This is a genomic window from Streptomyces sp. CBMA29, from assembly GCF_014596445.1.
Taxonomy (GTDB): domain Bacteria; phylum Actinomycetota; class Actinomycetes; order Streptomycetales; family Streptomycetaceae; genus Actinacidiphila.
The window spans coordinates 81,659-95,742 of record NZ_MECL01000034.1 but is presented as its reverse complement, the minus strand read 5'-3'; the positions used below and the strand labels follow the sequence as shown (position 1 = coordinate 95,742).

Genomic DNA, 14,084 nt, shown 5'->3' with positions numbered 1-14,084 from the left:
GAGGTCCTGATGCCCGTACGGCCGCGTCCCGCCCGGAGAACCGCACCGCCGGAGCTGCCCACGGCGGTGTTCGACCCGGCCCGTCTGGCGGCGGTCGTGGACAGCGGGCTGCTCGACACCGAGCCCGAAGGCACCTTCGACGATCTCGCGCGGCTGGCGATGGCGATCACCGGCGCGGACATGGCGTTCTTCACCGTCGCCGACGGGCGGCGCTCGTTCTGGAAGAGCGCGGTCGGCGTCGACCCGGCCGCCGGACGTGAGAACGACATCCGCGACAGCCCCTGCCATCTGCTGATCGGCACAGGTCAGCCGCTGATAGCCGAGGACGCGGCCACCGACGCCCGGATCAAGGACCTGGTCGCGGTCGATGTCCTCGGGATCGGGGCGTGGGCCGGATATCCCGTGGTCTCCCCTGGCGGGCACGTCCTGGGCGGCTTCTGCGTGGTGGACGGCAGGGCCCGGCCCTTCACCGAGGAGCAGCGCGAGTCCCTGCGCATCCTGGCGCGCTCGGTCTCCTCAGAGATCGCGCTGCGCCAAGCCCTTCGCCGGGCGCTGGCCTCCGGTCTCGCGTCGGCGGAACTGGCACGGACCTTGCAGGAGTCGCTGCTGCCGCCGAGCCTGCCCGAGGTCCCGGGACTGGACGTCGCCGCCCTGCATCTGCCCGCCGACGCCACCCGCGCCGAGGTCCTCGGTGACTTCTACGACCTGTTCCGCACCCGCGGCGCGAACTGGTGCGCGGTCCTGGGTGACGTATGCGGCAAGGGCGTCGAGGCCGCGAAGGTCACGGCGCTGGCCCGCTACACCGTACGCACCGAGGCAACCCAGCACTCGCGGCCGACCGCGGTGCTGCGCCGCCTCCATCAGGCCCTGTTCGACCAGAAGATCAGCAACCGGTTCCTCACCGCGGCCCTGGTCACCTTCAAGGTGACGGCCGACGGACATCTGAGCGGCCGGTACGCCAGCGCCGGTCATCCCCCGGCCCTGATCCGTCGCGCCGACGGCACCGTCGAGGTGCTGCTCGCCCCCGGCACCATGCTCACCACGTCCCTCTCCCCCGGCCAGGTCCGCCTGAGCGAGACCGCGTTCACCCTGCGTCCGGGCGACGCGCTCCTCCTCTACAGCGACGGCATCACCGAAGCCCGAACGCGCCGACGCGGCCCGCTGTTCGGCGAAGACCGCTTGGCCACGGCCCTGTCCGCCACCACCGCCATGGACGCCCACGCCACCCTGGCCCACCTGCGCGACCTGGTCCTCGCGTACACCGGCGACTACGCCGTGGACGACACCGCCCTCCTCCTGCTCCGCGTCCCCGCCCGCGTCTGACCACTGGGACGGCGTGTCAGATGTTGTAGTGGTTCTCGTAGTAGCGAGCCACCACCTCGCGGTAGTGGGTATCACTGATCTGCTCGTCCACGACGAACTCGGGGGAGCTCTTGATCTGGTCCTTCGTGAGATCGACGAAGATCTTCTGGTCCGCCGCGTCGATCGACCGTACGGTGCCCGCGGGGAGCAGTACGTGCTTGCCGAAGATCCACACGCCGGTATCGACGACCAGATACGCCGAGTCGAAGTCGTCGGAGTGCTTGTCGACCTTGCCGACGTGACCGTCCGTCGCCTCGACCTGGTAACCGATCAGGTCGCTCCCCGCCGTGTGGCCGGTGGTGTGCTGATAGCCCCAGATGTTGTCCCTCATGTCACGGCTCCTCCGTCGGAAACGTCGCGCCCCGAGTGACGAGAATGCCGTCGCGGCATCTGCTCGCCGGTGACGCGTGCTCAGACGGTCGCGTGCCCGCCCGCCCCACGCCCACACCTCGGGCGCGGACTCGCCCCCCGACCGGCCTCAGCGATCGGCGAGCAGCTCGCGAGCCGCACGGGCGCCGGAGGCCATCGCCCCCTGGACCGAGCCGGTGGCACGGTGATCGCCGCAGACGTAACGGCCGGGCGAGACCCGCGTGGTACGGCTGAGCGGCCACGGCGGCGGCATGGCGGGCAGCGCTTCGGCGACGCGGTAGGCGGCCACCGGCTCCCACGCCGTGGTGTCGGCCTCGTAGAGCTCGGCCAGTACCCGGCGCACCTGCGCTTCGCCGCCCGCGGTCTCGTCGGCACCGAGCACGGAGGTGGAGACCAGGGCCCGGCCGGGCGGCGCGTAGGTGGGACTGACCTCGCTGAGCACGACGGTGTTGAGCACGCGCCGCGCGGTGTCCACGATGAGCGTCGGTTCGGCTCGCGGTCGTTCAGGAGCGGCGTGGTAGTACGTGGTGACCGACCGCGTAGCCGGTACGCGCAGGCCGGGCACGAGTGAGGCCGCGGCGGCCGGGCCGGCGGCGACGACCACCGCGGGCGCGGCCAGTTCGTCACCGCGGGCCGTCAGCACCCCGTCGTCGGTGAGCCGTTCCACGGGAACGTCGAAGGCGACGGTGCCGTCCGGCAGCGCGGCCGTCATCAGCTCGGGCACCGCGGCGACTCCCCCAGCGGGCAGGCACAGCGTGCCGCGGAGCATGGAGCGCCACACCAGGTGGAAGAACCGGCTGGAGGTCTCCAGCTCGTCCTCCAGGAAGACTCCCGACAGGAACGGGCGGAACAGGGTTTCGACCAGCTCGTCGCCGATGCCCGCCTGCGCGAGCGCGGTGCGGGTCGTCCGGTCCGTCCGGTGTTTGAGGACTCGGGGCGGCGCCAGCAGGTCGCGGCCGCTCATCACGGCGAGTCCGGCCAGATCGCGCAGCGTGGCCAACCGGCCGGGCCGCAGGTCGGCAGCCATCCGCGGGTGACGTGTCGGGTCGCCCAGGCTGAGCTTCCCCTGGGGGGTGTGCACCACAAGGCCGGGCGTGAACGGCCGCAGGCGCAGCTCGCTCAGTCGCAGGCGACGGCGCAACTGCGGGTAGGAGGTGTTGACCACCTGGAAGCCGCGGTCGAAGCGGAACCCGTCGCGTACGTCGGTACGCATCCTGCCGCCCACCGCGTCCGACGCTTCCAGCACTCTCACGCGCAGCCCCGCGGCCACCAGGTCCTGCGCGCAGGCCAGCCCCGCCACACCCGCGCCGACGACCACCACGTCCACGGCGCCTTCACTCGCTCCACGTGTCAATTGAGCCTCCAGCCGCCCGACGACCGACGCGGATTCCGCGACGCGCTGCCTCTCCCTGCGGATCATGGCAGGCCATCGAGGGCCCCGCACGTCTGCCACGACCCTTGATCTCGTCGGAGCTCATTGGAGTTCGTTGGAGCATGTTGGAGCACGTCCGCGCGGGCGCTTGCCGGTGGACGGGTCCTGCCACCGCCGTGACAGGACCCGTCTTCACCGTCGGCCGGAGGGGGAGGCGGCGAACGGGTGGGCGGTGGTCAGCCGCAGGGAAGCGCCCCCGGAGTCAGGGTCACCTGGTGGCTGAGGTCACCGTCGAAGCGGAAGGTGTTCACGGCGGCGCCCTGGCAGGTGTAGCGGACGATGCCGACGCCGTACGCCACCGCGGTGATCGTGCCCGTACCGCTGACCTTCTCGATCACCGCGTAGGCGGGCTGGCTGACGCCGTTGCAGACCTTGCTGTTGTAGATCGAGAGCTGGCCGTAGATGAAGTCGAAGTCGGTGTAGTACTGGCAGCCGCTGGGCGAGTCCGTGGTGCTCGCGGACGCGGTGGCGGCGCCCGGTACCAGCAGGGCGGCCAGGGCCGCGGTACACGCGGCGGCGGTCGGTCGGCCGCACGGCAGCGAGCCGACCGGGCAGGACGGGATGTCCTGCCCGGTCGGTGGGCCCGCTCAGAGGGAATTCGGCCTGCTCGCGGGAGGTCCGGCCCGCTCAGACGAAGTAGCGGAGCCAGACGTAGAGCCAGGCGATCAGGCAGCTCATGGTCGTGACGATGATGCCGTAACGGGTGAACTGCCAGAACGAGATGCGGTGACCGCTGCGGGCGGCGATGCCGATCGCCACCACGTTGGCGCTGGCCGCCACCGCCGTGCCGTTGCCGCCGAAGTCCGCGCCGAGGGCGAAGGCCCACCAGAGCGCCTGGCCGGTGCGCTCGTCGGGCGCCTCGGCCACCAGCCCCTCGACCACCGGGGCCATGGAGGCGACGTACGGGATGTTGTCGAAGAAGGCCCCCAGGATCGCCGAACCGAACAGCAGGGCGGTCGCGGCGCCGAAGAAGTTGCCGTCCACCTGGCCGACGACCCAGTCGCCGAACGTGCTGATCACCCCGGTGTGCCCCAGACCGGCGACCATCACGAACAGGCCCATGAAGAAGACCAGGGTGGGCCACTCGACCTCGTTGAGCACCTCGGTGACGTCCATCCGCGAGACCAGCAGCATCAACCCGGCGCCGACCAGCGCCACCACCGACGGGTCGAGGTGCAGCACGGAGTGCAGCGAGAAGGCGAGCACCACCACCGCGAGTACGGCCAGGCAGCGCACCAGCAGCCGTACGTCGGTGATCGCCCGCCGCTCCTGCAACGCCAGGACCGCGTTGACGTGCTCCGGGTTGTACTGGAACGACTTGCGGAACAGCACCCGGGTGAAGAGCACGAAGACCACGAAGATCACCACGACGATCGGGGCCATGTGCACCAGGAAGTCCGTGAAGGTCAACCCGGCGCGGCTGCCGATGATGATGTTCGGCGGATCGCCGATCAGGGTCGCGGCGCCGCCGATGTTGGAGGCCAGGATCTCCGCGATCAGGTACGGCTGCGCGGGGATGTGCAGCCGGTTGCAGACCACCACGGTCACCGGGGCGACCAGCATGATCGTGGTGACGTTGTCCAGGAACGGCGACGCGACAGCGGTGATCAGCATCAGCATGACCATCAGCCGGTACGGCCGCCCGCCCGACCGCTTCGCGGACCAGATGGCGAGGTAGTCGAAGAGGCCGGTCTGCTTCAGCACCCCGACGATGATCATCATCCCGAGCAGCAGGAGGATGACCTCCCAGTCGACCCCGGCGTGCTGGGAGAACCACACCTCGGCCCCGGGCGCGAGGCCGAACACCAGCATCACGGCAGCCGCGACCAGTACGACTTTGACCTTGTCGACCTTCTCTGTGGCGATGAAGAAGAACGCCACCGAGAAGATGGCCAGCGCGACGACGGCGCTCACCGGTCACCCCCCGACCGGCGTGCGCCGCCGCACAACGGGATCAGAGATCCCGGCGGGATCAGACGTCCCGGCGGGATCAGACGTCCCGGCGGGATCAGACATCCGGGCGCGATCAGATGTCCGGGTGGGCCACCGCGAATTCGGCGAGCACCCGCTCCAGGGTGATCGCCCCGACCAGTACGCCGGCGTGGTCGACCACCGCCACCAGCGGGCTGCGCTGCCCGGCCATCAGGGCGGCCACCTCCAGCAGCGTCCCGTCCAGGCCGACCGTGACCACCCGGGCCAGCCCCTGGTGCAGGCAGTCGCCCACGGTCAGATCGCCGAGTTCGTCCCAGTAGTGATCCGCGTGCGCCTCGTCGATGGCCCGCGCCAACGCCCGGTCCGCCCGGTAGCTGTCGGGCACCGCCATCCGCAGCACCTGCGTGCCCGGCAGCACCGTACGAGGTCGGCCCCTGTCGTCCACCACGATCATGCCGGGCAACCTGCGTAGGGCCATCAACCGGACCGCGTGGGCCACGGAGTCCCGAACGGTCACCGTCGGTACGGTCACGGCGATCTGCTGTGCCTGCATTCCACCAACTCCCCTGGCCTGGACCAACCTTCGGATACGTCCTGATCACGCGAAGCCGCCCTGGAGCTCGGCGAGACGCCGTTCCAGGCTCGCCAGCCGGTCGGCGACCGAGACGCTGTGCAGCACCTCGGCGACCTGGTCGGCCTCGTCGAGGTCCAGTTCGATCTGGTTGACCGGTACGTCCGGATCGCCCGCCCCGTAACAGAGCAGCGATCGCCGGCCGGACTGATGCACCAGTACGCCGAAGCGCTGCCCTTCCCGGGTCGAGAAGTGGTTGACGACGCCGACGCCGAAAACACTGGTCCGGGTGATCTCCACTGAGGGCTCCTTCGGGTCATTCGAGCAAGGGAGGCTGGTCCCCCTCTACGTTTCGGGAATTCGGCCGACCCGGCCATGGGGTCCGACACCCATCTCTGCCCGCGCGGAACATGCAGGTGAACGGGGTTGTGGATGGGTGAACGACCCGATGGACAAACGGGCCGCTCCCGAGCGAGGCTGGCACGGTGACCAATACCGCTGACCGGGCAGCCATCCCCGAGCCCGACCGCCGGGCACCGGCCCAGGCGTTGTTCCGCCGGCTGGTCGTGCTGAACGGCCTGGTCTTCACGATCGGTACGCTCGTGCTCGCGCTCTCACCGGCCACCGTCTCCTCACGGGTACGGCTGGCCGAGATCCCAGTGCTGATCGTCGGTCTCGCGCTCATCCTGACGGTGAACGCCCTGCTGTTGCGGGCCAGCCTGGCCCCGCTCGAAGCGCTGACCGCGCTGATGCGCCGGGTGGACCTGCTGCGCGGCGGAGACCGGCTGGCGGACTCCGGCAACGGTGACCTGGCGGACCTGATCGCGACCTTCAACGCGATGCTGGACCGGCTGGAGGCGGAACGCAGCGCCAGCAGCGCGGACGCGCTCGCGGCCCAGGAGGCGGAGCGGCAGCGGATCGCCAGGGAACTGCACGACGAGATCGGGCAGAGCCTCACGGTCGTGCTGCTCGGCCTCAAACGGGCCGTGGACCGGGCCCCGGACGACCTGCGCGACGACCTGCACGCCGTGCAGGAGACGGTGCGCTCCAGCCTCGACGAGGTGGGACGGGTGGCCCGCCGGCTCCGGCCGGACGTGCTGGAGGATCTCGGGCTGCTCAGCGCGATGAACGCGCTGGCGACGGAGTTCTCGCAGATCAGCGGGGTGCCGGTGGTACGGCGGGCGAAGCCGGACCTGCCCGCGCTGAGCGTGGAGAAAGAACTGGTGATCTACCGGATCGCCCAGGAGAGCCTGACCAACGTGGCCCGGCACGCCGGGGCCGGCCGGGTCGAGCTGTCGCTGCGGCCAGAGGCGGACACGGTCGTACTGCGGGTCGCCGACGACGGCCTCGGCGAGGTGAGCCGGGAGGGCGCCGGCATCCGGGGAATGCGGGAACGGGCGCTGCTGATCGACGCACGGCTGTCCATCACCGCCGTGCCCGGCACCGGCACCGAGGTCCGGCTGACCGTTCCCGCCGACGGTCCGATTCCGTCGGCGGCGCAGAGGAAGCGGGGGTAAGCGTGTCCACGACCAAGACCCGGATCATGCTGGCGGACGACCACGCACTGGTCCGGCGGGGCCTGCGACTGATTCTCGACGCCGAACCCGACATGACGGTGGTCGCCGAGGCCGCCGACGGGGCGGAAGCGGTGGAGATGATCCGCGGGTCCGAGATCGACCTGGCGATTCTGGACATCGCCATGCCGCGGATGACCGGCCTGCAAGCGGCCCGGGAGATCTCCCGGCGAGCTCCCGGCGTACGCATCCTGATGCTCTCGATGCACGACAACGAGCAGTACTTCTTCGAGGCGCTCCGGGCCGGCGCCTCCGGCTACGTGCTCAAGTCGGTCGCCGACCGGGACCTGCTGGAGGCGGTCAGATCGGCGATGCGCGGCGAGCCGTTTCTCTATCCCGGCGCGATCACCGCGCTGATCCGGGACTACCTGCATCGGGCCAGGCAGGGCGAGAAGCTGCCGGAGAGCATCCTGACGCCGCGGGAGGAGGAGGTCACCAAGCTGATCGCCGAGGGGAATTCGGCGAAGGAGATCGCCGAGACACTGGTGATCAGCGTGAAGACCGTCGACCGGCACCGGGCGAACATCCTCCAGAAGCTCGGCATGCGCGACCGGATCGACCTCACCCGGTACGCGATCCGGGCCGGCCTCGTCGAGCCCTGAGCCCTGAGCCCTGAGCCCCGGGGCCGGCGCAGGGGCACGGGCAGGGGCACGGTGCGGCTCGGCGCACGGTGAGAGGTCAGCGGCGCTTGGCGATGGCCCCTGCCACCTCGCGCTAGGACGAATCTAGGACATCCGAAAGACCCGTTTGCGTAGCTTGTGAGCCCGCCGCACCGGCGGGCGGGGAATCCCGTCACCCAACTGATAGGAGCCCACATGAGAAAGCCCCTGCCGCGTATCGCCGCGGCGGTGGCGATGGCCGCGGGACTGATCCTGGCCAACACGGGATCCGCCGACGCCGCGCCCGCCTGGTCGTGGCAGACCGGCCACATCTACCGGCTCGAGTCGTTGTCGCCGGACGCGGGCAACACCTGCATGCAGGACACTCGCGAGTCGACCACCTACAACGGGCATCCGGTCGACTGGGTCCGCAACGTTCCGTGCGATCTCTACGACACGTCGTACCGGTGGCAGGTCGTCATCAACGCCAACGGCTGGGCGAACCTCGAGAACGTGGCCAGCAGCAACTGCCTCGACTACTCCCAGGAGTACGGATTGCGCGGTTTCCCCTGCTACGACACCAGTTACACCGGGGGGTGGCAGGAGTGGCGGCTCGTCACCCGCCAGGCTCACGGCATCACCCAGGTCGTGCTCCAGAACGGGCGGTACCAGGAAGACCACGCCAACATGTGCGCCGATCTCTCCCTCCAGTACGGCCTGCGCGGCTACCCGTGCAACGGAACGTCCCAGGACTCGGGGTACCAGGCGTGGCTCGTCTTCGACGTGGCCACCTGAGTCCGGCCTGTCGAAGGAAGCCGTCTGTCCAAGGACGTCGTCCGCCGGTTGGACGTCGTCCGCCCGTTGACGGACACCGTCCGCGCCATCAGCACCTTTCCCAACGAAACGGGGTAACAGATGAGAAAAACGCTCTCCGGCCGCCGACTCGGCGCCGCCGCGCTTTGCGTGGTCGCTCTCGCGGGCGGTGGTATGGCGATGGCGCCCGGCGCCTCCGCCGCTCCGGCCCCGGCCGGCGCACCCGCGGCGCAGGTGAAGCCCGACGCCAACCCGACCTCCTGCATGAGCACCCTCACGCAGTGGGGTTACGCGGCCACCACCGCGCGGATCCTCATCTGCAACGCGACCGCTGTCGCCGCCTTCGTCAACGCGGAGAACGCCTTTGCCGCCTGTGTGCCCGCGTTGGCCGCCACGGTGAAGAACACCGAAGAAATGAACTATGACGTTCTGACGTCCGCGTGCTTCCTCGCGGCGTATGGCTGAACCCGCACCTCCGCGGGCCACGGGGCGGCGCTAGGATCGGTCCTGATGCCGGGTCAGACGGGGGTCCGGCACTGATCGTGGAGTGCCGGGGGCATGAGATTCGGCGTGCTGGGGCCGTTACGCGCCCACGTCGCGGGGTGCGAAGTCCGACTCGACGGAGCGCGGCAGGCGAAGATGCTTGCCGCGCTTCTGGTCGACGCGAACAACCTCGTCGCCGTGGAACAGCTCGTTGCCGTGATGTGGGACAGGAAGGTCCCCGCCACCGCGGTCCGCCAGATCCAGGACGCCGTGTCCGGGCTGCGCCGCAACCTCGCCGCGAGCGGGGCGCCGCGTTCCCTGATCAGCACGCGGCGCGGCGGCTACCAGATCGACCTGGAACGGGAGCAGTTGGACCTGCTGGAGTTCGACCACCAGCGGCGGCTCGCCGAGCGGCACACCTCACCCGTGGAGACCGCCGTCGCGCTGCGGCGCGCGCTGGCCTGCTGGCGCGGAGACGCCCTGGTCGGCCTGGCGAGCCGGGTCCTGGAGCTGGACGCGGCACGGCTGAACGAGAAGCGCGCGGCCACGCACAAGCTGTGTCTGAGTATCGAGGTCGATCTGGGGCGCCATCGTGAGGCCGTCGAGGAACTGACCGCCCTGCTGCGCGAGTTCCCCTATGACGAGCAGGTCGCCGAACACGTGATGGTCGCCCTGTACCGGTGCCAGCGGCAGGGCGAGGCGTTACAGGTGTACGAGCGGCTGCGCCGGACGCTCGCGGACGAACTCGGCGTCGATCCCACTCCGCCGCTCCAGGCGCTGCACCGGCGCATTCTGGCCGCCGATCCGTCTCTGGCGGCCCCCGCCCCGGCGAGCGGTCTGGCGAACGGTCCGGCGAGCGGTCCCGCGGACACCGGACCGGGCGGGTCCGGCGCCCCTGCCGCCGAACCGGTCATGGCGCTGCCGGTGCGCCAACTGCCGCTCGGCGTACCCGACTTCGTGGGCCGAGCCGACGCGCTGGCGGAGGTCGCACGGCAGTTGGACGTGTCGGCGCCCGGCCGGGCCCCGGTAGCCGTCGTCGTGGGCGGTCCCGGTGTCGGCAAGTCCTGTCTGGTGACGCACGCCGCGCGGCTGGCCAGCGCCTCCTTCCCCGACGGCCAGCTCTACCTCGATCTGGCCGGAACGTCGGACGCGCCGCGGGACCCGGCGCTAATGCTGGCCGAGGCGCTGCGTGCGTTCGGGGTGGGCGGCAGCGCGATCCCGAACGGCCTGCCCGAACGGGCCGCGCTCTACCGGTCGTTACTGGCGGACCGCCGGATGCTGGTGGTACTGGACGACGCCGGTCCCGCCAGTCAGGTGCTGCCCTTGCTGCCGGGCGCCGACGGCTGTGCGGTGTTGATCACCAGTCGCATGCTGCTGACGCAGCTTCCCGGCGCCCGGCACATCGACGTGGACGTGCTGAGCCTGGTGGAGGCGCGGGAGTTGTTCACCGGCATCGTCGGGCGGCGGCGGGTCGAGCGGGAACCGGCGGAGGCCGACGCGATCCTCGCCTGCTGCGACAATCTGCCCCTGGCGATCCGGATCGCCGGTGCCAAGCTCACCGGCCGCCCGGCCTGGTCGCTGCGGGTGCTGCGGGAACGGATCGAGGACGAGTCCCGTCGGCTGGCCGAGCTGAGGATCGGGGACGTCAGTGTGCGAGCCAATGTCCAACTGAGCGTGCGGCTGCTGCCGGCCGACGCGGTACGCGCGCTGAGCCTGCTGGGGCTGCTCGGCGCGTCCACCCTGCCCGGCTGGGTGGTCGGCCCGCTGCTGGACCGCTTCGACGCCGACGAAGTGCTGGACACCCTCGTCGACGCCAGCCTGGTCCGTCTCACCACCACCGACGCCATCGGCCAGCCGCGCTACCGGCTGCACGACCTGATCAGGACCTGTGCCGTGGAGATCGCCGCACAGTTGCCGGCGGCGGACCAACGGGACGCGATGGTCCGCGTGCTGTCCACCTGGCTCGACCTGGCCGGGCGCGGCACCGATCGGCTGCCCGCCGGACTGCTGGTCGCCGAGCCCGGTTCCGCGTCGCGCCGTTCGCTTCCCGACGCGGTCGTGGACCGGCTGTTGGCCGACCCGGTCGCCTGGTTCGACGCGGAACGCGACACCCTGCTCGGCGCGGTGCGGCTGGCCGCGGACTGGGGACTGGACGAATTGGCCTGGGAGTTGGCGGCCGGCCCCGCGACCTACTACGACCACCGGTGCCTGTACCAGGACTGGGAGCACGGGCACCGGCTCGCGTTGGAGACGGCCGAGGCCGCGGGCAATACGCGCGGTGCGTCGGTGCTGCTGCGCGGCCTCGGCCAACTCGACATCTACCGGGACGAGTTCGACGGGGCGACCCGCGCCCTGGAGTCCTCCGCCGCCCTGTGCCGGAACGGCGAGGACAAGCGCGGCGAGGCGTTGGCGGTGGCCATGCTCAGCACGGTCAGCCGGGTGCGGGGCCGTTACGACGAAGCCGCCGCCCGTATCGAGCGGGCGCTGGCCATCGCGGTCGGTGCGGGCGACCGGCACCTCGAAGCGCAACTGTGCTGTTCGATGGGCGTGATGCGGCTCATGCAGGACGCACTCGACGAGGCGGAATCCTGGTTCGGCGAGGCACTGCGCCAGGCCAGGGCGCTCGACGACGGGCACCGGGTGGCGGTCGTGCTGCGGCGGTTCAGCCGGCTGCACGACCGGCGCGGCGATCCGGACGAGGCGCTGCGCTGCCTGGGGCAGGCGCTGGCCGCCTTCGAGGAACTGGCCGACGAGCGGTGCGCCGCGTACACGCTGCTGGAAGTCGGCCGCGTGCACGCCGGCCAGCAGGACCGGGACCGGGCCCGCCCGGCGCTGGAACGCGCGGCCCGCATCTTCCAACGACACGGCGACCGCCACGACGAAGCCGCGTGCTGGCACCTGCTCGGCGACCTCGACGCCACCGCCGGGGCCCACGATCTGGCCCGCCGACACCACGAGCGCGCACTGCGGCTGTGGCAGACCATCGGTGACACGCACCAGACGAAGGCCCCGGCGCCCCCGTCGTCACCGTGACCCCGCCTCCGCGGTCCGTCCATACGGCCGCTCAGGGGGAATTCCAGGTCACGGGGCGTGGCCGACGGGGCCGGCGGGGCCGGGGTGGGTAGTCTCGCGCTGGCCCGGGTGCGGTTCTGCCTGCGCGCCGACCGATGGAGATGACCTATCGCCGAGTCGAAGGCCGCCGCCGCAGGGGCCTCCCCCGGAACCCAGCCGCCCGAGGCCGAGCGGTTGCGGACGATGCTGCGCGACCCCGCCTACCGACGAGCGCTGCTCTTCTGCGCCCTGATCGGCATTCCGGTGTCCGCGCTGGCCTTCTGGTTTCTCGCGGCGCTGCACGAGTTGGAGCAGTTGGTCTGGACGGACTGGCCCAAGGACCTGGGGTGGCCGCACGCACCCTGGTGGTGGCCCTTTCCGGCGTTCGCGCTGGCGGGACTGGTCGTCCCGCTGGTGGCGGGCCGGTTGCCCGGCCGCGGCGGGCACGTACCGGCGGTCGGGTTGCACGCGGGCGGGACAACGACGGCAGCGCTTCCCGGTGTGATCATCGCGGCGCTGTTCAGCCTGCCGCTGGGCGCGGTCCTGGGACCCGAGGCCCCGCTGATCGCGCTCGGCGGCGGGCTGGCCCTGGTCTTCCGGGACCTGGCGCGCGCGCCTGCCTCACCGCAGAGCACCGCCTTGCTCGGTGCCGCGGGTTCCGCGGCGGCGATCTCCGCGATCTTCGGCAACCCCCTGGTGGCGGGCGTCCTGCTGATGGAAGTGGCGGGCGTGGGCGGGCCGCGGCTCTTCGCCGTGATGCTGCCGGCCCTGCTGGCCAGCGGCATCGGATCGGTGATCTTCAGCGGGTTCGGCCAGTGGACCGGTTTCGCGACCGGGAGCCTGGCCGTCGGCCTGCCCGCCCCTCCCCCGCTGGACACCGGTGACGTCGTCTGGTCGCTGCTGATGGGGCTGGTCATCGGAGCGGCCGTCCACGCGCTCGTGGTGGGCGGACGGTACGTGGCGGTCTTCGTGTCCGGCCGGCTGCTGCCGCACACGACGCTCTGCGCGCTGGCGGCCGGCGGGTGCGTCGCGCTCTTCGCGGTCAGCACCGGCCGCTCGCCGTCCGAGGCGGCGCTGTCGGGCCAGGCGACGTTGTCGCAGTTGGCCAAGGACCCGCATGCCTGGTCGGTGGGGGCGCTGGTGGCGGTGCTCGCGTTCAAGGGGGCCGCCTACCTCCTGTGCCTGGGCAGCCTGCGCGGCGGCCCGGTCTTCCCCGCTCTCTTCCTGGGCGGAGCCGCGGGCGCGCTGCTCGCCCCGCTGCCGGGTCTTGGCCTGGTGCCCGCGATGGCGGCCGGGATGGCGGCGGCGGCCACGTCAGCGCTGCGGCTGCCGGTCAGCAGCGTCGTGCTGGTCGCGATCATGCTCGGCCACTCCGGCTCCGCGCCGGTCATCGTCCTCGCCTCCGTGGTCTCCTTCATGGCCGCCGAACTGTTGCCGCAGGGTCCCGTTCTTCCTGAACCATCCGCGTGAACCCTCGACAGGAGCGGCTACCGGAGCGGCCCCGGCCGGGCTCCTGCTCAGCGGACGCGGTGGTCAGGACGCCGCACAGGGGTCCGGTCGGGGACGGAGAATTCCTCCCCGGCCAGCACGAGTGTGCAGGTCGGAGGCTGGGATCGGTGATGCGGCCACCCTTCCTCGCGCCCTTCCTCGCGCCCCGCCACGCGCCCCGCCACGCGGACAGCGAAGGGCCGGGGCGGGTCCTCCGGCAGCTCCCCGGAGAGCGTCAGCCGGTCGGCGTTCCTGTCCTCCCGGTGGCCCACCTCCCGCCCGTCGACGAGGAGCTCGACCTCGCGGTGGTGCCCGCCGCTGACGTCCACGCTGATCGAGTGTCCGGCGTGTTCGATGTGGAAGTGATGGAGCTGGTTCATAGCGGCCTCGTTCAGGCGCTGGAAAGTGAT

Annotated in this window: 14 protein-coding genes; 7 read left to right on the top strand and 7 right to left on the bottom strand. The window is 71.3% G+C overall.

Features of this window, described 5'->3' with window-relative positions:
* The first annotated feature begins 9 nt into the window (after positions 1-9).
* Positions 10-1,323: a PP2C family protein-serine/threonine phosphatase gene (locus BGM09_RS05310; RefSeq protein ID WP_188280223.1), complete on the top strand. Its 1,314-nt coding sequence runs from the start codon at positions 10-12 to the stop codon at positions 1,321-1,323.
* Positions 1,324-1,339: 16 nt separating this feature from the next.
* Here the strand turns inward: BGM09_RS05310 and BGM09_RS05305 are convergent, their stop codons facing one another.
* The 6 genes from BGM09_RS05305 to BGM09_RS05280 form a co-directional block, all read right to left on the bottom strand.
* Complete coding sequence (locus tag BGM09_RS05305; protein ID WP_188280222.1) at positions 1,340-1,693, bottom strand: PRC-barrel domain-containing protein; 354 nt, start codon at positions 1,691-1,693, stop codon at positions 1,340-1,342.
* Positions 1,694-1,840: 147 nt separating this feature from the next.
* Positions 1,841-3,085 carry an NAD(P)/FAD-dependent oxidoreductase gene (locus BGM09_RS05300; RefSeq protein ID WP_223186336.1) on the bottom strand — a complete coding sequence of 415 codons (1,245 nt, stop codon included), beginning with the start codon at positions 3,083-3,085 and terminating at the stop codon, positions 1,841-1,843.
* Between the two features lie 254 nt (positions 3,086-3,339).
* Positions 3,340-3,501: a hypothetical protein gene (locus BGM09_RS05295; RefSeq protein ID WP_188280220.1), complete on the bottom strand. Its 162-nt coding sequence runs from the start codon at positions 3,499-3,501 to the stop codon at positions 3,340-3,342.
* Between the two features lie 289 nt (positions 3,502-3,790).
* Positions 3,791-5,077: an ArsB/NhaD family transporter gene (locus BGM09_RS05290; protein ID WP_188280219.1), complete on the bottom strand. Its 1,287-nt coding sequence runs from the start codon at positions 5,075-5,077 to the stop codon at positions 3,791-3,793.
* 112 nt (positions 5,078-5,189) lie between these two features.
* Positions 5,190-5,648, bottom strand: coding sequence for a CBS domain-containing protein (locus tag BGM09_RS05285; protein ID WP_188280218.1), 459 nt, complete (start codon positions 5,646-5,648; stop codon positions 5,190-5,192).
* A 45-nt stretch (positions 5,649-5,693) separates the two neighbouring features.
* On the bottom strand, positions 5,694-5,966 hold the full coding sequence (locus tag BGM09_RS05280) for a hypothetical protein (protein WP_188280217.1): 273 nt from the start codon (positions 5,964-5,966) through the stop codon (positions 5,694-5,696).
* A 185-nt stretch (positions 5,967-6,151) separates the two neighbouring features.
* Here BGM09_RS05280 and BGM09_RS05275 point away from each other — a divergent pair, with 185 nt between their 5' ends.
* From BGM09_RS05275 to BGM09_RS05250, 6 genes are all read left to right on the top strand, one after another.
* On the top strand, positions 6,152-7,183 hold the full coding sequence (locus BGM09_RS05275; protein WP_188280216.1) for a histidine kinase: 1,032 nt from the start codon (positions 6,152-6,154) through the stop codon (positions 7,181-7,183).
* Between the two features lie 26 nt (positions 7,184-7,209).
* Positions 7,210-7,842: a response regulator gene (locus BGM09_RS05270; RefSeq protein ID WP_188280250.1), complete on the top strand. Its 633-nt coding sequence runs from the start codon at positions 7,210-7,212 to the stop codon at positions 7,840-7,842.
* A gap of 213 nt (positions 7,843-8,055) precedes the next feature.
* Positions 8,056-8,634 (top strand): hypothetical protein, encoded by a 579-nt coding sequence (locus BGM09_RS05265; protein WP_188280215.1) that lies wholly within the window; start codon positions 8,056-8,058, stop codon positions 8,632-8,634.
* A 120-nt stretch (positions 8,635-8,754) separates the two neighbouring features.
* The gene (locus BGM09_RS05260; RefSeq protein ID WP_188280214.1) at positions 8,755-9,117 is read left to right on the top strand and encodes a hypothetical protein; all 363 of its coding nucleotides are present in this window, start codon (positions 8,755-8,757) and stop codon (positions 9,115-9,117) included.
* Between the two features lie 93 nt (positions 9,118-9,210).
* The gene (locus tag BGM09_RS05255; protein ID WP_188280213.1) at positions 9,211-12,168 is read left to right on the top strand and encodes a BTAD domain-containing putative transcriptional regulator; all 2,958 of its coding nucleotides are present in this window, start codon (positions 9,211-9,213) and stop codon (positions 12,166-12,168) included.
* A gap of 222 nt (positions 12,169-12,390) precedes the next feature.
* A complete protein-coding gene (locus BGM09_RS05250) occupies positions 12,391-13,656 on the top strand; it encodes a chloride channel protein (RefSeq protein WP_188280212.1) in 1,266 nt (421 codons plus the stop codon).
* A gap of 47 nt (positions 13,657-13,703) precedes the next feature.
* Here the strand turns inward: BGM09_RS05250 and BGM09_RS05245 are convergent, their stop codons facing one another.
* A complete protein-coding gene (locus tag BGM09_RS05245; protein WP_188280211.1) occupies positions 13,704-14,054 on the bottom strand; it encodes a hypothetical protein in 351 nt (116 codons plus the stop codon).
* Positions 14,055-14,084: the final 30 nt, after the last annotated feature.

Coding starts and splice junctions, on each gene's coding strand:
- BGM09_RS05250 (WP_188280212.1), top strand. CDS start 12,391: ATGCTGCGCGACCCCGCCTACCGACGAGCGCTGCTCTTCTGCGCCCTG.
- BGM09_RS05305 (WP_188280222.1), bottom strand. CDS start 1,693: ATGAGGGACAACATCTGGGGCTATCAGCACACCACCGGCCACACGGCG.
- BGM09_RS05255 (WP_188280213.1), top strand. CDS start 9,211: ATGAGATTCGGCGTGCTGGGGCCGTTACGCGCCCACGTCGCGGGGTGC.
- BGM09_RS05270 (WP_188280250.1), top strand. CDS start 7,210: ATGCTGGCGGACGACCACGCACTGGTCCGGCGGGGCCTGCGACTGATT.
- BGM09_RS05260 (WP_188280214.1), top strand. CDS start 8,755: ATGAGAAAAACGCTCTCCGGCCGCCGACTCGGCGCCGCCGCGCTTTGC.
- BGM09_RS05285 (WP_188280218.1), bottom strand. CDS start 5,648: ATGCAGGCACAGCAGATCGCCGTGACCGTACCGACGGTGACCGTTCGG.
- BGM09_RS05310 (WP_188280223.1), top strand. CDS start 10: ATGCCCGTACGGCCGCGTCCCGCCCGGAGAACCGCACCGCCGGAGCTG.
- BGM09_RS05265 (WP_188280215.1), top strand. CDS start 8,056: ATGAGAAAGCCCCTGCCGCGTATCGCCGCGGCGGTGGCGATGGCCGCG.
- BGM09_RS05245 (WP_188280211.1), bottom strand. CDS start 14,054: ATGAACCAGCTCCATCACTTCCACATCGAACACGCCGGACACTCGATC.